This is a genomic window from Leucobacter chromiireducens subsp. chromiireducens (assembly GCF_016758255.1).
Classification (GTDB): Bacteria; Actinomycetota; Actinomycetes; order Actinomycetales; family Microbacteriaceae; genus Leucobacter; species Leucobacter chromiireducens.
Genome location: NZ_QYAD01000001.1, coordinates 398,490 through 416,243 on the forward strand (window position 1 = coordinate 398,490; position 17,754 = coordinate 416,243).

At 69.6% G+C, this 17,754-nt stretch carries 15 protein-coding genes; 11 read left to right on the forward strand and 4 right to left on the reverse strand.

Annotation, left to right across the window (positions count from 1 at the left end; all coding sequences use genetic code 11):
- Positions 1–5 precede the first annotated feature (5 nt).
- The 5 genes from D3226_RS01885 to D3226_RS01905 all read left to right on the forward strand — a co-directional run bounded on the left by D3226_RS01885 (position 6) and on the right by D3226_RS01905 (position 4,782).
- Positions 6–956 carry an ABC transporter permease gene (locus D3226_RS01885; RefSeq protein WP_202380725.1) on the forward strand — a complete coding sequence of 317 codons (951 nt, stop codon included), beginning with the start codon at positions 6–8 and terminating at the stop codon, positions 954–956.
- A complete protein-coding gene (locus tag D3226_RS01890; protein WP_202380726.1) occupies positions 953–1,888 on the forward strand; it encodes an ABC transporter permease in 936 nt (311 codons plus the stop codon). Before D3226_RS01885 ends, D3226_RS01890 begins: the two co-directional genes overlap by 4 nt.
- On the forward strand, positions 1,888–2,724 hold the full coding sequence (locus D3226_RS01895; protein ID WP_202380727.1) for an ABC transporter ATP-binding protein: 837 nt from the start codon (positions 1,888–1,890) through the stop codon (positions 2,722–2,724). The genes D3226_RS01890 and D3226_RS01895 overlap by 1 nt, the downstream gene beginning before the upstream one ends.
- Positions 2,721–3,569, forward strand: a complete 849-nt coding sequence (locus tag D3226_RS01900) for an ABC transporter ATP-binding protein (RefSeq protein WP_202380728.1) — start codon at positions 2,721–2,723, stop codon at positions 3,567–3,569. Before D3226_RS01895 ends, D3226_RS01900 begins: the two co-directional genes overlap by 4 nt.
- 148 nt (positions 3,570–3,717) lie before the next feature.
- The gene (locus tag D3226_RS01905) at positions 3,718–4,782 is read left to right on the forward strand and encodes a C45 family autoproteolytic acyltransferase/hydrolase (protein WP_202380729.1); all 1,065 of its coding nucleotides are present in this window, start codon (positions 3,718–3,720) and stop codon (positions 4,780–4,782) included.
- A gap of 80 nt (positions 4,783–4,862) precedes the next feature.
- On the opposite strand, the gene D3226_RS01910 is transcribed toward D3226_RS01905, so the two are convergent.
- Entirely contained in the window at positions 4,863–6,533 is a 1,671-nt protein-coding gene (locus tag D3226_RS01910; protein ID WP_202380730.1) for an amidohydrolase, read from the reverse strand.
- A gap of 19 nt (positions 6,534–6,552) precedes the next feature.
- Positions 6,553–7,803, reverse strand: a complete 1,251-nt coding sequence (locus D3226_RS01915) for an MFS transporter (RefSeq protein WP_202380731.1) — start codon at positions 7,801–7,803, stop codon at positions 6,553–6,555.
- 135 nt (positions 7,804–7,938) lie between these two features.
- Between D3226_RS01915 and D3226_RS01920 the strand changes: the two genes are divergently transcribed.
- Positions 7,939–8,898 carry a LacI family DNA-binding transcriptional regulator gene (locus D3226_RS01920; RefSeq protein WP_202380732.1) on the forward strand — a complete coding sequence of 320 codons (960 nt, stop codon included), beginning with the start codon at positions 7,939–7,941 and terminating at the stop codon, positions 8,896–8,898.
- 39 nt (positions 8,899–8,937) lie between these two features.
- Here the strand turns inward: D3226_RS01920 and D3226_RS01925 are convergent, their stop codons facing one another.
- Together D3226_RS01925 and D3226_RS01930 are read right to left on the reverse strand one after the other, a co-directional pair.
- Positions 8,938–10,002 carry an LLM class flavin-dependent oxidoreductase gene (locus D3226_RS01925; RefSeq protein WP_202380733.1) on the reverse strand — a complete coding sequence of 355 codons (1,065 nt, stop codon included), beginning with the start codon at positions 10,000–10,002 and terminating at the stop codon, positions 8,938–8,940.
- 54 nt (positions 10,003–10,056) lie between these two features.
- Positions 10,057–10,425, reverse strand: a complete 369-nt coding sequence (locus D3226_RS01930; RefSeq protein ID WP_202380734.1) for a DUF2568 domain-containing protein — start codon at positions 10,423–10,425, stop codon at positions 10,057–10,059.
- 88 nt (positions 10,426–10,513) lie between these two features.
- Here D3226_RS01930 and D3226_RS01935 point away from each other — a divergent pair, with 88 nt between their 5' ends.
- The 5 genes from D3226_RS01935 to D3226_RS01955 all read left to right on the forward strand — a co-directional run bounded on the left by D3226_RS01935 (position 10,514) and on the right by D3226_RS01955 (position 17,752).
- Positions 10,514–11,770: an amidohydrolase family protein gene (locus D3226_RS01935; RefSeq protein ID WP_202380735.1), complete on the forward strand. Its 1,257-nt coding sequence runs from the start codon at positions 10,514–10,516 to the stop codon at positions 11,768–11,770.
- A 71-nt stretch (positions 11,771–11,841) separates the two neighbouring features.
- Complete coding sequence (locus tag D3226_RS01940) at positions 11,842–13,419, forward strand: ABC transporter substrate-binding protein (RefSeq protein ID WP_202380736.1); 1,578 nt, start codon at positions 11,842–11,844, stop codon at positions 13,417–13,419.
- A 65-nt stretch (positions 13,420–13,484) separates the two neighbouring features.
- Positions 13,485–14,513: an ABC transporter permease gene (locus D3226_RS01945; RefSeq protein ID WP_337248869.1), complete on the forward strand. Its 1,029-nt coding sequence runs from the start codon at positions 13,485–13,487 to the stop codon at positions 14,511–14,513.
- Positions 14,510–17,053, forward strand: a complete 2,544-nt coding sequence (locus tag D3226_RS01950; protein WP_202380737.1) for an ABC transporter ATP-binding protein/permease — start codon at positions 14,510–14,512, stop codon at positions 17,051–17,053. Before D3226_RS01945 ends, D3226_RS01950 begins: the two co-directional genes overlap by 4 nt.
- 138 nt (positions 17,054–17,191) lie before the next feature.
- Complete coding sequence (locus tag D3226_RS01955) at positions 17,192–17,752, forward strand: hypothetical protein (RefSeq protein ID WP_202380738.1); 561 nt, start codon at positions 17,192–17,194, stop codon at positions 17,750–17,752.
- Positions 17,753–17,754 lie beyond the last annotated feature (2 nt).

Genomic DNA, 17,754 nt, shown 5'->3' on the forward strand with positions numbered 1-17,754 from the left:
CGCTCATGATCTACCTTGGAAAACGGCTCGCCGCCCTCGTCGGCGTGCTCATCGTGTCCAGCTTCATCGTGTTCGCTGGCATGTACCTCGCGCCGGGCAGCCCCGAGCAGTTCCTCGTGCAGGGGCGCACGGTCAGCCCGGAGGTGCTCGCGGCAATTCGCGAGCAGTACGGTCTGGACGATCCTTTCCTGCTGCGCTACTGGCACTGGCTGCTTGATGTGCTGCAGGGCGACCTCGGCCGCTCGCTCATCACGCAGCAGGACGTGACCACCCTCGTCGCGTCCCGCCTCCCCACCACGCTCTACCTGGCGCTCTTCGCCGCAATCCTCATCGCCGTGTTCGGCGTGGGCCTCGGCGTGCTGGCCGCCACCAAGTCGGGCGTCTTCGAGAAGCTCGTGGTGTTCGGCTCGAACCTTGGCTTCGCCGTTCCCACCTTCTTCGCGGCACTCGTGCTCATGTTCCTCTTCGGCTCAAACCTGGGCTGGTTCCCCGTCTCCGGATCGGGCGAGGGATTCGTCGACCGGCTCTGGCACTTAACCCTCCCCGCGATCGCGCTCGCTTTCCCGGGCATCGCCGTTGTGGCGCGCATCACGCGCACCGCGGTGCGCGAGGAGCAGGGTTCCGAGCACGTGATCATGGCGATTGCGCGTGGCGTGCCGAAGCAGCTCGTGCTGTGGCGGCACACGATCCGCAACTCGATGCTGCCGGTCTCCACTGTGATCGGCACGCAGATCGCCGGCCTCCTCGCGAGCGCCTTCGTGATCGAGTACGCCTTCACCCTCGACGGCATCGGCTCGCTGCTCGTCAACTCGGTGCAGAAGAAGGACTTCGCCGTGGTGCAGGCGATCGCCCTCATCATGGTGCTGGCCTTCGGCCTCATCAACCTCATCGTCGACCTGCTCTACGCAGTCATCGACCCCCGTGTCCGCCTGAGCCAGGGAGTGGCAGCGCGATGACCGAGCAGAACTTCACCAAGCGCCCTGACGCGAACACGCGGGCGCAAGACACTGTGGCCGTCCAGCTGCTGCGCAAGCATCGCGGTGACGTGCCCACCACCGGCTGGCAGCTGCTGCGCCGTCGCCTCGGGCCTGTTGGGCTCGTGAGCCTCGCGATCATCATCCTCGTGGTGGCGATGGCGCTCCTCGCTCCGGTGATCGCGCCCTACGACCCGTTCGAGGGCAGCGTGACCGCCCGCCACGAGGCGTGGAGTCTCGCGCACCTGATGGGCACCGATCAGTCGGGTCGCGACATTCTTTCGCGCATTATCTGGGGCGCACGAACGAGCCTCATCGGCCCCACGATCGTGATCCTCATCACCGCGTTCCTCGCCACAACCCTCGCCCTCACCGCGGTGTGGTTCGGCGGCAAGGTCGACGCGTTCATCAGCCGCGTGCTTGACGTGCTCTTCGCATTCCCGAACATGCTGCTCGCGATCCTCGCGGTCGCAATCTTCGGCCCCTCGCTGCTCACCGCCTCGATCGCGTTGGCGATCGGTTTCACGCCATACTCGGCGCGCGTGATCCGCTCGGTGGCGCTGCGCGAGCGCAACCTGCCCTACGTCGCCTCGGCTCAGCTGCAGGGCATCTCGGGTTTCCTCATCACCGTGCGCCACATTCTGCCGAACGTGCGCACACAAATTCTCACCGGCATGACGATCAACTTCGGGTACGCCATGATCGAGCTCGCCGCCCTCTCGTTCCTGGGCCTCGGCGTGCAGCCGCCCACCCCGGACTGGGGCCTCATGGTCTCGAACGGGCAGGCCTCGCTGCAGCAGGGCTTCTGGGAGCAGAGCATCTTTGCCGGCCTCATGATCGTCATCACCGTCGCCGCGTTCGGCTACGTCGGCGAACAGCTCGGCGGTCGCCGCGCCGCAGGAAGGACCCGCTGATGCTGCACATCGAACAGCTCGTGCTCACCGTCACCGACCCGGACACCGGGCGTGAGACGGAGATCCTGCACGGCAACTCGTTTACGCTCGGCCAGGGCGAGGCACTCGGCCTCGTCGGTGAGTCGGGCTCCGGCAAGTCGATGACGCTGAAGTGCATCCTCGGCATCGAACCGAGCGGCGCTCGCGTCGACGGCAAGATCGAGCTCGACGGCGCAGATCTTCTCGCGACCAAGGGCGAGGAGCTGCGCAGGATCCGCGCTGAAGACCTCGCGCTGATCGCGCAGAACCCGCACGGCGCCCTCAACCCGGTACTGCCGGTCGGCCGCTACCTCGTGGAGGGGATGGCCGATGCGCGCTCGATGAGCCGAGCAGACGCCGAGGCGAAGGCCGCTGAGCTGCTTCTCTCCGTGGGCATTGCGGACACGGAGCGCGTGCTGCGCTCCTACCCGCACCAGCTCTCGGGCGGCATGCTGCAGCGCGTCGTCATTGCCGGTGCGATCTCCGGTTCGCCGAAGCTGCTCCTCGCCGATGAGCCGACCACCGCGCTCGACGTGACCACGCAGGCCGAGGTCGTGGCGATTCTCGATGAGATGCGCCGCGAGCACGGCCTCTCGATGATCTTCGTCACCCACGATCTCGACCTTGCCGCCGCCGTGTGCGATCGCCTCGCTGTGATGAAGGACGGCGAGATCCTCGAGATTGGCACGCCGGACGAGATTCGGGATCACCCGAAGACCGAGTACACGCGCAATCTCATGGCCGCGCGACCCATGCTCTACCCGGCCGGACATCCCGCTTCCCCGGGCCAGACCGCGACGAAGGAGTCAGGCGAATGAGCGACACCGCAATCATCGAAGCGCGCGGCCTGAGCCGTACCTTCCACCTCAGCCGCAAGGCGAGCGTCACTGCGCTGGACGATGTGAGCTGCGAGCTGCGCACGGGCACCTGCCTCGCCGTGGTCGGCGAATCCGGCTCGGGCAAGTCGACCCTCGCCCGTGTGATCGTGGGGCTCGAGTCCGCCGACTCTGGCACCGTGCGCATCTCGGGCAACGAAGTGCAGCCGACCACCGCCCGTCGTGAGCTGCGCAAGCGCGCGAAGCTCGTGCAGATGGTGTTCCAGGACCCGCAGGGATCGCTCAACCGCTCGCTTCCCGTGAGCGCGACGATCGACGAGATGCTGCGCGCTCACCGACCCGACCTCGACCGAGCCGGGCGCCGCGCGCGCGTGCTCGAGCTGTTCGCAGAGGTGGGGCTCACTGAGCGCCACGCCGATGCGAAGCCCGCCGCGCTGTCCGGCGGGCAGAAGCAGCGCGTGGCGATTGCCCGAGCGCTCGCCGCGGAGCCCGAGATCATCGTGCTCGACGAAGCCGTCTCGGCGCTCGACGTCTCCGTGCAGGCTCAGGTGCTCGCGCTGCTCAAGCGGCTGCGCGAGGAGCACGGGCTCTCCTACCTCTTCATCACGCACGATCTCTCGGTGGTGCGCGACATTGCCGATGACGTGGTGGTGATGCGGCAGGGCCGGATCATCGAGCGCGGCACCGTCGACGAGGTGCTCGACACCCCGCAGGATCCCTACACCCAGCTGCTCATCGCGTCCGCGCCGCGCCCCGGATGGAAGCCGCAGCGCGGTCTCCGGGACGCGCTGCTCGGGGCCAGCGCGAAGGGATCCCCAGCTCCGTAGCGCCTCTCCTCGTCACCCGAGCCCGCCGACGAGCTGGCGCCTGGCTGTCCACTGGCAGCCAGGCGCGGCCTCGGCGCGCAAGAAACAGCTTCAGATCCGCTTCGTGGGCCCACCAACTGCGTTGCCGAAACCTCAGAAAGAACACACCATGACCGAGAACACGAGCCGCATCCACCTGGATCTGAGCGGCAGCACCCGGCGCGAGCTCGGCCTCGCGCGTGGCATCGCCCTGCGCGACACGCTCGCGGCGGCTGCCGAGCAGTACACCAACCTGTTCCGCATGATTGAGGTCGATCCCGAGCGAGAGCGCGCGGGCATCGAGACCATTTTGGAGACGCTGGGCGTGTGGCGCCCGGAGATCGTCGAGGAGCTGCGCGGGATCGCCGAGGGATCCGGGGTGCCGCTCGACCGCGTCGTCGCGCTCAACGCCCGCACCGAGATTCTCGCGCTCGGCAACCGGGCCGCGCACGAGTGCTCGACGCTGACCTCCGTGATTGATGGGCACCGCTTCGGCGTGCAGACGTGGGATTGGCACATCGAGTTCGATGCGCTGTGGCACACGCACACCGTCACGGGCCCCGGATATCGCTATGCCGGGCTCACGGAGCAGGGAATTGTCAGCAAGATCGGCGTGAATGAGGCGGGCCTGGGGCTCCACTTCAACATCCTGGGCCACGCGGAGGACCGCCCCGAGGGTGTGCCGATGCACGTACTGTCGAGTGTGGTGCTCACCGAGTGTGCGACGATCGCGGAGGCACTCGAACTGATTCGCAGCGCGCCCATCACCTCGTCGTCCGCGTTCACGATGGTGGACGCGACGGGGGCCGTGTCGGTCGAGATGAGCCCGGCCGGCGTGTTCCCGATCCCCGAGGTGGCCGGTTCCGTGCAGCGCACGAACCACTTCCAGCACGAAACCCCGCTGGGTGGACAGAAAACTGAGCTCTACGAGCCCGACTCCTCCGAGCGGCTCGAGCTCGTGCGCGAACGCCTGGAGACGGGGCTGCCGACCGCGCCCGAGGCGATGGTGCGCCTGCTGCTCTCCGGCGAAGGGCAGCCGCCGCTCACGTGCGTGCCCGACATGACGAAGGCGTTCGGTGAGCGCTGGGCCACGCTCGCGACGATCATCACGGACCCAGACGCGCGCACGATCCGCGTGCTCGACGGCATGCCCACCGACGCCGAGACCGGCGAGTGGCGGGTGCTCACCGCCTAGCCGCGCGCCCGCGAAGGAGAGACGGCCGGGGGCCCGGGGCGCTGATGCGCCCCGGGCCCCCGGCCGTTCGCGTGGACGCGCTAGGCCCGGACGCCATCCACGTAGGTGGCGAGCACGGGTGTCTGCGCGAGTTCCTCAGGGGAAACCGCGAGCGGATCCTCGGCGAACACCGTGAGCGCGGCCCGTGCGCCCGGGCGGATCGCACCCTCGTCGTCGACCCCGATTGCGCGCGCCGCGTGCACCGTGTACCCCTCGAGTGCCTCGAGGGGGGACAGCGCCTGCTCGGGTTGTACCGGGAGCAACTCGGGGCGCGCGAGGGGCACCCGGAGAATCGTCTCCGCCATCATCGCTCGTGGATCGTAGGGGGTGACGGGCCAGTCGCTGCCGAGCGCGAGCACGGCGCCAGCGTCACGGAGGTCTTTGCAGCGCCAACCGTGCGCAGCGCGCTCCTCGCCGAGCCGCACCGACCAGTTATCGCTCCGATCGGCGCGCGTGTGCCGCGTACCGTGGATAGGCTGCATGCTCGCGGCGACTCCGAGGGCCGCGAAGCGCGGCACGGTCTCGTCGGGGATCGTCTCGATGTGCTCGATCCGGTGCGTTGCACGGGCGCGCAGCTCGCCGAGAGACTCGAGCGCATCGAGCACAAACGACACCCCGCGGTCGCCGATCGCGTGGGTTGCTGTGGAGATGCCCTGCGCAGCAAAGAAGCGGAGCGCTCTGCGGTATGCCTCGGGGTCCGTCCAAATTGAGCGGAGCCCCTCGCCGTAGCAATCGGGCTCGGCGAGCCATGCAGAGCCGTTGTCGACGGTCCCGTCAATCATGAACTTCACGCCGTCGACCCGCCAGCGCCGGCCGTGGAGGCCTTGGAGATCAGCGATCTCGCGGAGCGCCGCGTCGTTCGAGCCAGGCGGCACCATGGGGGAGAAGCGCAACCGGAGCGGCAGCTCGCCCCGCTCCTCGAGGAGTTCGAGCACCTCGCGGCTCCCGTCGTGGAAGTCCATCACGTGCGTGCCGGTAATCCCGCTCGCTGCCATGCCGGCGAGCACATCGGTGAGCCGGTCTGCGCGCCGGGTAAGGGGCTCGGCCGGCACCTGCTCGAGCACGAGGTCCATGGCTGCGAGCTCGAGCAGGTAGCCCGTCGGGTTCCCGTCGACGTCGACGCCCACGGCGGACTCGTCGGGGAAACGCTCCGCGCCTGTGAGGCCCACGTACGTGATCGCGGCGCTGTTGACGACGGCGGAGTGCGCATCGCGCATCCGGAGGAAGAGCGGACGGCCAGCCGTGACGTCGTCGAAGATCCTGCCCGAGAATCCGGTCTCTGCGAAGATATTCGGGTCGACGCCCCAGCCGAAGACCCATTCGCCCTCGGGTGTTGCCGCGGCAGCCGTTGTGAGCGCGGCGCGCACCTCGTCGAGTGAGCGGTCGGTGAGCTGCACGCCGCGGGTGAGCTCGAGCCCGAACACGATGTGCGTGTGGCCGTCGATCAGACCAGGCACGATCGTTGCGCCTGGGAACTCGTCGACGATGGTCGCGGGCCCGCGGAGCTCAGCAAGCGACTCGGGAGTGCCGACTGCGAGCACCCGGCCTGCAGCGACCGCAACCGCCGAGTGGGCTCCGTCGGGGCTGAGATCAGTGAGCGCGTGGACGCGCGCGCCCACCACGATGCGCTCGGCTGGCGTGGCGACGGGAGCCGCTACACGAACGGGAGCGGGGGAAGCAGAGAGATCTGCGGGGCGCTGCTGAGTGGGCATAGGGATCCTTCCTTCGGGGCTACGCGTGCTCGACGAGGGGTGCGGCAACGGGAAGCGCGGTCGTATTGCCGTCCTCGAACTTGCGCCGGGAGCGCGAGATCAGGAAAAGGGCCGCGCCGAACACGATGCTCGGAGCGGTGACCACGAGCGCGTACTGGATGGGGCTCAGAACGCCGACGAGCTGGCCGCCGATGAGCGGGCCGAACGCGACGCCTGCCAAGTAGAAGCCGGAGACGATGACGCCGACGCGGCCTGTGACGTCCATTACCGCGGCGAGGCCCGTGACGAGCACCAGGATCGCGCCGTACATGACGCCCCTGATGACGATCGAGACGCTGTAAGCGAGTGCGGAGCCGCTTGTGATCATAATGAACTTCGTGATCGTGCTGATCGCGATGATGATGACGAGCGACCAGCTGCGGCCGATCCAGCGCAGTGCGAGCGGTGCGAGGAGCGCGCCGAGCAGGCCGCCGCCAACTTTGCCCGCGAGGAGCGCGCCGGAGACCTCGGGCGTGAGTCCCGCCTGATCCGCGAGCACGCTGGTCATCGAGTAGACCATGTCCTCGGTGAGCGACCAGAGGCACATCGAGACGGCGAGCACGAGTGCGGTGATCGTCACGGTGCGCGAGGCAGCGGGCGGGGTGGCTGCAGCGGCGACGCTGGATCCCGTGTCGCGGGGGAGGCCCGCGCCGGTCGCAGGGAGGTTCGGGAGGCCGCCGGCGAGGAGCAAGCCGAGCAGGCCGAGCGCGGCGATCACGATGAGCACGGAGCGCAGGTCGTTATGGAAGAGCGGCGCGATCGCGAGGAGCACGGCGGCGCCGATCCGGTTGATCACCATCACGGTGGTGACGGTGCGGTCGGGATTCTGCGTCGAGGATGCAGCCGCAGTGCCGGTCGCGATCATGATGCCGGCACCGATCCCACCGAGCATGAGACCGCCCATCACCGCCGGGGTAGTGAGCAGGGCGGCCGCGATCCCGTAGCCGAGCACCATTGCGAGGAGACCGAGGCGTCCGAGTCGGGGGCGATCGGCGGTGGCGATGAAGCGGGACGTGATGAACATGGCGAGCGCCGAGCCCGCGGTCATACCGGTGGCGAGGGCGCCCGCGGTAGCGATGTCGACGCCGAGATCCTGCACCATTGCGGCGATGAGCACGGGCACGAGGTTCGCGGCCATGAGCGCGATTACCCAGGTGCCGACGAAGCCCATGATGACCTTCCCGGTCAGCGCGGCGAGGCCGGCGGGGGCTGCGGGGGTGGCTGTGGACACAGGTGACTCCTTTGTCGAGTGGGCGGGGCGGCCGCGGGATCATGTGCGGGAACGTTCCCGCACTGCGTAAATATACGTGCCAGACCGTGCGCGCGCAACTGCGGATCGACGCCGTGTGGCCCCTATGCTGGAGCTATGGCTGCTTCCGGAGTGACGATCGTCGACATTGCCCGGGCGCTCGGTATCTCGAAGACGGCCGTCTCCTCCGCGCTCCACGGCCGCGGCCGGGTGTCCGAAGAAACGCGTCAGCGTGTGCTCGCGCAGGCCGAAGCGATGGGATACCAGTCCAATCGCGCGGCGCAGCGGCTCCGTGGTGGGCAGCACGGGGCGATCGGATTGCACCTCCCGGCTGACCTCCGCGAGCTCGCGTTCTACATGGAGTTCACGTTCGGCGTCGCAGACGTTGCCGCCGAACGTGGACTCGATCTTCTCCTCCGCACGGCTGCCACGGGAGGATCGCCCCGCCCCGAGGTGGACGGCCTGCTTGTCGTTGACCCAACTCCCGACACTTTTTCCGACGCCGTGCGCGGGCTCGGGGGCGTCCCTGTGGTCGCAGTAGGCGAGTACCGCGGCCCAGGGAGCGCGGCCGTCACCGCCTCGATCGCTGCCGACCACCGCGGTCTCATCGGGCAGGTGCTCGACGACCTCAGCGAGCGCGGCGCCGAGCGTCCTGCTCTCGCCGCGCTTGAGGAGCAGCGCGAACCGCTCTGGGCGAGCGACGTCGTGGCGGGGTACCGCGACTGGTGTAGCGCGCACGGGGCAGAGTCGTTGGTCCTGCGCGTCCCGGTGGCGCCCACGGACGCCGAGATCAAGCGGGCGCTCGCCGAGGTCGAGACGGCCGGACACGATGCGCTTGTCTGGGTAGCGCAGAGTGTTGTGCCGCATGCCCTTGCGCTGCAAGCCCGCGGACACGGCACTGGGATCAAGCTCGGCACGATGGCAGTGGATCCCGGCGCCGCGCGAGCCGTCGGGGTCGACCTCCGGCCACGCGCCTACGGGCGAGCCGCCGCCGAACTGCTCCTCGGGGTGCTCGCGGGCACGGTCGCGGTCGGCGCACACGAGGTGCACATGGCGGAGCTCGTCGGCCCGACCTAAACCGCGTGTCCCGGGCTGGCACCCTGCGCGAGCTGCGAGCTAGCGCAGCAGCTCGCGCACGCGCGGGATCACCTCGGTGCCGTACAGCTCCACGCTCTGCATGAGCTGCGCGTGCGGCATCGTGCCGTTCGCGTACTTGAGGTCGAAGCGATCGGCGCCGAGCGTCCGCACGGTCTGCGCGATGCGCTGCGCAACGGTTTCGGGCGAGCCGACGTACAGCGACCCCGTGTCAGCCTCGCGTTCGAACTCGGCGCGCGTGGTGGCCGGCCACCCGCGCTCGGCCCCGATTCGGTTGCGGTTGCGTTCGAAGTGCGGCCACAGCTGCTCGCGCGCCTCGGCGTCGGTGGCTGCAACGTGGCCGGGCGAGTGCACGCCGAGCGGCATCTGCTCGCGGCCGAGCTCAGTCTGCGTCTCGCGGTAGAGGTTCGCGAAGGGGAGGAAGCGTGCCGGGTCACCGCCGATGATGGCGAGCATCATCGGGATGCCGACCTCCACGGTGCGCAGCACGGAGTGCGGGCTGCCACCCACTCCGATCCACGCGTTGACGCCGTTCGGCTGCTCGGTCTTCGGGTACACCTCCTGTTCGACAAGTGCGGTGCGGTGGCGCCCCGACCACGTGACGGGTCCCTCGGAGCGCAGCCGGGCGAAGAGCTCAAGCTTTTCGGAGAACAGCTGGTCGTAGTCCTCGAGGCGGTACCCGAAGAGGGGGAACGACTCGGTGAACGAACCGCGGCCCAGGATCACCTCGGCGCGGCCCGAGCTCACGGCGTCGAGCGTGGCAAACCGCTCGTACACGCGCACGGGGTCGTCGCTCGAGAGCACGGTGACGCCCGTGCCCAGCAGGATGCGCTCAGTCTGGCCGGCGATTGCGGCGAGCGCGATCTCGGGCGAGCTCAGCGCGAAGTCGTCGCGGTGGTGTTCGCCGAGGGTGATGGCGTCGACCCCGAGGCGGTCGGCGAGTGCGGCCTGCGCGACCACGTCTCGCAGCACCTGGGCATGCGAGCTGCGGCTGCCGTCTGCGGCGAATGTGACGTCGCCAAACGTATCGAGGCCGAGGATGAGCTGGTCGGCTGAGGCGCCGGCGACCGTGCGCGGAAGTGTCATGCCAGCTACAACGGCGGCGCGTCCGCGGCTATTCCGCGCAGCGGAACCGAGCGACTACGCGCGGCGGCGGCGCGACGTGAGGTACCCGACCACCGCGCCGGCCACACCGAAGAGCGCGGGCCACACCCAGAAGATACCGAAGGAGAGGAGCGCCGCGACGGCCGCTGCGAGCAGCATGAGCTCAAACAGTGCGGCCGCGAAGTAGTCCACGCGCAGCACGGGGCGCGGCGAGAGGAAGAGTGCCCACAGCAGCACCGAGAGCACCAGCATGCCGAGGCCGGTGAAGATTCCCGGGAAGGGGAGCGGCCAGGACAGGAAGCCCCACACCGTAATCACAACGATGGCGACGAGGTGGAACAGGCCACGGGCAAGCTGGAAGCCTGCGGCCGTGCGTGCGGACTGGGGAGAAGCGGTGCTGGTCACCCGCCCAGTCTACCCGCTGTAGTGCGGGGTGGTTCAGCGTCACTCTGAGCAAGTGGTCCATCTCAATTACTCTCGGTACCGTACATACATGGACCAGGCGCGGCAGGCGACCGGGCCCGCACACTCGGGAGTGCCCGGGGCGGGCTCTATCTCCGGCGTGCGCGTGCTGAGCGAGGCCGGCGACTTCGGCGCACCGCGCGCACTGCACTGGAACCACAGTCGCATCACCGCGGCCCCGAGCTCGCCCGCCTCTGCCGCCAGCGACGGCACCGGGTTGTGGGTGATTCCGGGTCTCGTCGACACGCACGTGCACGCTGCGTGGCACGCTTTTGACGAGGCGGATCGTCATCAGATCCCCCCGGCAGCCCAGCGCGCCGCGACCGCGACGGGGCTCGCGCGCACCCTCGCGGCCGGCATTACGCAGGTGCGCGACGCGGGCGGCCTGAGCGCCGACGAGCTGGCTGCGCTCCCAGCGGCAGAGCGTCCGGAGGTGCAGCTCTCCGTGCGCCTACTGGACCGAGCTGCGGCCGACGCCGCGGGCAGCCTCGACCGGGCGGTGGCGCAGGTGCTAGACGCGGGCGCGGAGTGGGTGAAGCTTGTCGCCACTGCCGGTGTCGCGAGCCCCGCCGGTGCGGGCCTGGAACCGGTGTTCTCGGCGGCCGAGGTGCAGGGCGCGGTCGCGCGCGCAGAGCGATCCGGCGCAGCCGTCATGGTCCACTCGTGGGGCGGCGAAGCGATTGATCACGCGATCTCCGCGGGCGCCGCGAGCATCGAGCACGGGATCTTCCTCACCGACACCCAGGCCCACGCTGCGGCGTCCGCGGGGCTCACCCTCGTGCCCACGCTGCGGATCTATCGTCTGGTGCAGCGGATGATCGCCGCGGGCGCCCTGCCCCGAGCCTTCCGTGCCCGCGTCGACGAGGCAATTGGGTCGCACCCGATCGCGGTGCGTCGCGCGCGCGACGCCGGGCTGCCGATCGCGGTCGGCACGGACTCGGGCACGCCGGATCAGCACGGCACCGCGGCCCTCGAGGTTGATGCGCTTCGTGAGGCAGGCTTGAACGCTCAGGAAGCGCTGCTCGCGGCCACCCGTTCGGGGGCGAAGCTGCTCGCGCGGGTCGATCGGGATCGGGGCCGCGCGCAGTTCGCGGGAACCCTCGCCCCCGGCGCGCCAGCCGACGCGGTGGTGCTCACCCGGGATCCGCGCGAGCCGGGAGTTCTCGCTGATCCGGCTGCGATCGTGGGCGTGCTGCGGGCCGGGGTGTTCCGTGGCAATCCGCGACAGAGCGATGCGCTGCGCGGGGTCGGGTTCGTCCCCGGGGTGCCACCGCCCGCGACCCCCTAGCTTTCGTATCTCACCGGCCGACGCGCCCGTCGCCCGGTCCCATGATCTTCCCGCTCGAAAGGACCACCCACATGACCGCACAGCTTCCCAGGCGCCGACGCCTGGCACTCGCGGGCGCAGCCCTCGCCGCAGCACTCGTGCTCTCCTCGTGCGCCGCGGGCGCTGCCCCGGGCGATGCCGCGGCAGGAGGCGACCCTGTTTCCGGGGGCACGCTCACCTTCGGTCGCGTCGCTTCTGCGGACAACCTCGATCTCAACCAGCAGATCACCGCGAACAACGCGTTCGCGATCGATAAGATCTTCGAGCCGCTCGTGAGCTTCGATGAGCAGGGCGCCATTGTGCCATGGCTTGCGGAGTACACCGCGAACGATGCGGGCACCGAGTACGTGTTCACGCTGCGCGAGGGACTCACCTTCTCTGACGGTACCCCCGTCACCCCAGCTGACGTGGTGTTCTCGCTGAACCGCCACCTCGAGGTCGAGGGGCCGCTGCCGCTCACGGCACCCATCGACAGCATCGCGGAGACGGGGGAGCGCGACGTGACGATCACGCTGAAGACTCCGTACACACCGTTCCTCTCCGAACTCGCCGGATTCTCGAACGGCATCTTCCCGAAGGACTTCGGCGGGGTGAGCGAGGAAGAGTTCTTCCAGAAGCCCATCGGCACCGGGCCGTTCGCGGTCGAGAAGTTCGACCCGAACGGCGACCTGAGCTTCGTGAAGAACGAGCACTACTGGCAGGAGGGCAAGCCCTACCTCGCTGGGCTCGAGTACCGCGTGATCGCGGATGACGCGCAGCTGCGCCAGCAGCTCGCGGCCGGGCAGATCGACGCGATCGACACGGTTCCCGCTGCGAACGCGGCCGAGGTGGATTCGGCGGCCGACACCGTGCTCTCCAACACCTCCGGGTGGTCGACTGAGCAGGTCTTCTTCAACACGCAGCGCGCGGAACTCGGCGATCAGCATGTGCGCCGGGCCATCGCACACGCGCTCGATCGCGAGGGCATCACCGCCGCCACCACGTTCGACACGGCTGAGGTCGCAAACGCGCTCTTGCCGCCCACCATCACGGACTCCGCGAATGACACCGTGACGCCCCTCGCGTTCGACGTGGAGGCAGCCAAGGCTGAGCTCGCAAAGTCGGCGTACCCCGATGGATTCTCCACCACCCTGCTGATTGCGAGTGGCAACGCGCAGCGCGCGCAGATCGCGCAGATTGTGCAGGAGTCGCTCGCGAAGATCGGTATCACCGTGAAGATCGAGCAGCTCGACATCGCCGTGTTCCGCGAGCGTTTCTTCGCATACGACTTCGACATGATGCTGAACAGCGGGCAGTCTGATGCGCCCGACCCGAACGGCTTCATCACATTCCAGGCGGACCCCGAGGGTTTCAGCAAGTCGTACTGGACCCACTACACGAACGACCAGGTGACACAGCTGATGCATGAGGGCCGCACGACCGCGGAGGGCCCCGAACGCACCAAGATCTACGCGGAGATTCAGCAGATCCTCGCGGACGATGTGCCCTACATCCCGCTCTTCTTCCCTGCAAACTTGAAGGCCACAACGAGCGAGGTGCAGGGCTTTACGGTGCTGCCGAACGGCAGCGTGCGCTTCCAAGACGCCTGGCTCACGGGCGGCGGCAAGTAGCCGAGCAGACAAACTGACGCGTGCGCGCGGGGCGAGGGCCCCGCGCGCACTACAGTGATGACGTGGTGACGAGCAACACAGGGGCGCGGGAGCTGCTGCGCGGGATCGGGCGCGAGCTTCTCCGCGTGCTCGCGCGCATCGTGCCCGTGATGTTCGGAGTCGTCGTCGCGGTCTTCTTCCTCCTGCGCATGGTGCCCGGGGATCCGGCCGCAATGATTCTCGGCGAGCGCGCCACGCCGGAATCGATCGCGGCCCTCCGCGCAGAGCTCGGCCTGGACCTCCCGCTCTGGCAGCAGTTCACCGATTTTGTCGGGGGACTACTGACCCGCTTCGACACCGGCAACTCGCTCGTCACCGGTGCATCCACACGCGAACTCATTCTCGCGAAAGCCCCGGTGAGCCTTGGCATCGTGCTGTTCGCCGTGCTGCTTGCCGTGATCATCGCAGTGCCGCTCGCGGTCGCCGCAGCGCTGCGGCAGGACAGCTGGATCGATCACGCAGTGCGCATTCTGCCCGCGGTGGGCATGGGCATGCCGCTCTTCTGGGTAGGTCTGCTGCTCATCATCGTGTTTGGCGTGCAGCTGCGCTGGTTCCCCGTCGGCGGCGTCGGCACCGGTCCCGGTGAACCGCTGAAGAGCCTGTTCCTGCCCGCGCTTGCGGTGGCGCTCGGCATGGCGCCCCCGCTCATCCGCTCACTGCGCGCCCAGCTCATCGACGTGCTCGCCGCAGACTTTGTGACGACGCTCCGCGCCGCGCGCATCCCTGAGCGACGCATCCTCTTCCGCCACGTGCTCCGCTCCGCGGCGCTTCCCACGCTCACACTGCTGAGCGTCAACACGGCGTACCTCATCGGCGGCACGCTCGTTGTCGAAAAGGTGTTTGGAATCAATGGGCTCGGCACCCTGCTCTTCCAGTCGATTGGCAGCCGCGACTTCCCCGTCGTGCAGGGCATCGCGCTCTACTGTGCGGTGCTCGTTGTGCTCGTCACCACGCTCGCGGGCGTGCTCTCCGCCGTGCTCGATCCACGGCTGCGCAGCGTCCCTGAGACGAGCGCGCTCGTGGCCGCCGACGGGCCGAGCGGAGCGGCGCGATGAACGCGTGGCGCCGCGCGGCGTCGTCCCCCGCCTTCGTTGCCGGCGCGATCCTCACGCTCGCGCTTGTGGCGCTCGCCCTGCTTGCCCCCGTGATCGCCCCCGCCGACCCGGCCGCGCAGAATCTCACCGGTGGGCTGCAGCCGCCCTCTGCCGAACACTGGTTCGGCACCGATCAGCTGGGGCGCGATGTGCTTTCGCGCATGCTCTTCGCCGCGCAGACCGACCTCAGGCTCGCGGTCACGGCGGCCCTCGCGCCGTTCGGCATCGGCATCGCGGTGGGGCTCATCTCCGGCTACTTCGGCGGCGCGACCGACTGGGTCGCCTCCCGCGTCACCGACACCGTGATCGCGTTCCCGTTCTACGTCATCGTGATCGCGATCGTGTTCGCGGTGGGCGCGGGCGAGGGGGGCATTGTGCTGGCCTTCGCGCTCGTCGGATGGGTGGGCTACGCGCGGGTGCTCCGCGCGATGACCGCTGCGCTGCGCGACTCCGGGTGGGTGCAGGCTGCGCGGGGCGGCGGGCTCTCGCACGCGCGCATCCTGCTGCGGCATGTGCTCCCCAACGTGTTGCCGCAGGCCATCGTGCTGCTGGCAACAGAGATCGTGCTCATCATGGTGGCGATCGTGACGCTCGGCTACCTCGGGCTCGGGATCCAGCCGCCCACCCCCGACTGGGGCACGATGATCGCCGACTCGCAGCAGTTCGTCACCACGCACTGGTGGCTGCCCACCTTCCCCGGCCTCGCGGTTGTGCTCACGGGGATCGCGTTCTCGCTGCTCGGCGATGGGCTCGGCGACGTGCTGCGCGTGGGTTCGCGCTGGCCCGCACGCACGCGGAAGCGGCGGCTCTCGCGTGCGCCTGGCACGCACCACGTCGCTGACGTCGCCAACGCTGCTGACGTCGCTGACACCGCAGCCGCCCCGGGGGCGGTGCGGGTTTCGGGGCTACGGATCGCTGCGCGCGGCACGCGCGGCACGCGCGGCACGCGCGGCACTACGGCCACGGCCGAGCTCGTGCGCGGCGTCGACTTTGCGGCCGCGCCGGGCAGCGCGCTCGGCATCGTGGGCGAGTCTGGTTCGGGGAAAAGCCTCACGCTCCGCGCCGTGCTTGGGCTCCTCCCCGCCGGCGTGCGCGTGGCGGGTGGCGAGATCTCCGTCGGCGGTCCGGTCGGCATGGTGTTCCAAGATCCGCTCACCGCGCTTGACCCGCTCACGCGCGTCGGCGCACAGCTGCGTGCCGCGGTGCAGGCGGCGAGTGCCGAGACGCGCGGCCGTGCCGCGGCGGACGCGCGCGTGGCCGAGCTGCTGCGCGACGTGCGGCTCCCCGACCCCGAGCGCATCGCCCACGCCTACCCCCATGAACTGTCGGGCGGGCAGCGGCAGCGGGTGGTCATCGCGCTCGCACTTGCGGGCGACCCCGCGGTGCTACTGTGCGACGAACCCACCACCGCCCTCGACGTGACCGTGCAGCGCGGCGTGCTCGAACTGCTTGCCGAGCTGCGCCGGGCGCGCGGCATGACGCTCATCTTCGTGAGTCATGACGTGGCAGTGGTGGCCGAGCTGTGCGACAAGCTGCTCGTCATGCGCGGCGGGGAGATCGTCGAATCGGGCCGTACGGCCGACGTGATCGCCGCCCCGACGAGCCCCTACACGCGCGAGCTGCTCGCCGCTGTGCCGCGGCTGCCCGCGGTGAACGGCGGAGCCGGCGCCACCGTCGGCGCCACCATTGGCGCTGCCACTGTGTCCGGGGGACCGGTAGAGGCAGCAGCAGGTTCCGCGTCGCAGCCCGCACCAGCCAGTGCTCCCGAACTCGAACTGCGGGGAGTCGCCCTGCGCTACGGGCGCACCCTCGTCGTCCCTGGAGCCTCGCTCACGGTGCAGCGGGGAGAGGCGCTCGGCATCGTCGGCGAGTCGGGGTCTGGAAAAACGAGCCTCGCACGCGCCATCGCCGGACAGCTCGCTCCGGCCTCCGGCGAGGTCCGTTGGCGGGACGCGCCGCTGCCCGGGCACCGTACCCCGGCGCAGCTCCGAGCGATCCAGCTCATGCCGCAGGACCCTGCATCATCCCTGAACCCGCGGCTCACCGTGGGCCAGACGCTCGGCGAGCTCCTCCGGGTGCACCGCGCCGTGCCCCGTGCGGGAGTGCCGGGCCGGATCGCGGAGCTGCTCGCCAGCGTGCGCCTCGATCCCGCGCTCGCCGCCGCGTTCCCGCACCAGCTCTCGGGAGGGCAACGCCAGCGCGTCGCCCTCGCCCGCGCGCTCGCCCTGGAACCCAGCGTGCTCGTTGCCGACGAACCCACGAGCGCGCTCGACGTTGCCGTGCAAGCGCAGGTACTCGATCTGCTGCGGGAGCTGCAGCGCGAGCTCGGGCTCACCGTGCTGCTCGTCTCCCACGACCTCGCCGTCGTGCACGCGTTCTGCGATCGGGTGCTGGTCATGCGGGCGGGCGAGATCGTCGAACAGGGCGGGCGTGAGTTCTTCACCGCCCCGCGCTCGAGCTACGGGCGCGAGCTGCTCGCCGCCGTGCCGCGCCTCCCCTGAGCGCTCCGCCCCCGCACTGCGCGCGCGGAATGACGCCGCGACGTTGCACGATTCCGCACGATCCCGATTTGATTTCTTCCCGGTCGCAGCCCCGCGCTTGCTACGCTCCAAGTACCGGGCGTTGAGAGGAGGTGCCGAATGGACGGCATCATGGGCTGGCTGGATCGACTCGTGGACGGCTCCCTCATCGCCGGCGGCGTCTTCCTCATCATTGGCATTGTGGGCGGCGTCCTGCTGCTCATCTCGCTCGTGCTCGACGGCATTTTCGACGCGTTTGACTTCGGCGACGGCCCGCTCAGCCTCACCACGATCGCCGCGTTCACCGCGATCTTCGGCTTCACCGCGTTCGCGCTCGTCGGCGCCGGGGTGGCCACCCCGCTCGCGGGCACGCTCGGTGCGGTCGCCGGTGTGATCGGCGGCGCTGCGGCATGGTGGCTCAGCCGCTTGATCCGCAGCGCGGAATCCTCCACCGCGGTGTCGGGCGATGAGCTCGTCGGCAGCGCGGCGAGCGTCGTGCTCGCCATCCCCGCGGGCGGCCTCGGTGAAGTGGCGCTCGTGCGCCACGGCGAGCGCGTGTCGCTCTCGGCAACCGCAGACACCGCGATCCCACGCGGCGCGCAGGTGCGCATCGCACAAACCATCACGGCGACGTCGGTGCGGGTGGAGCCCGCACCCGCGCCCACCCCACCCACCCAGTAACC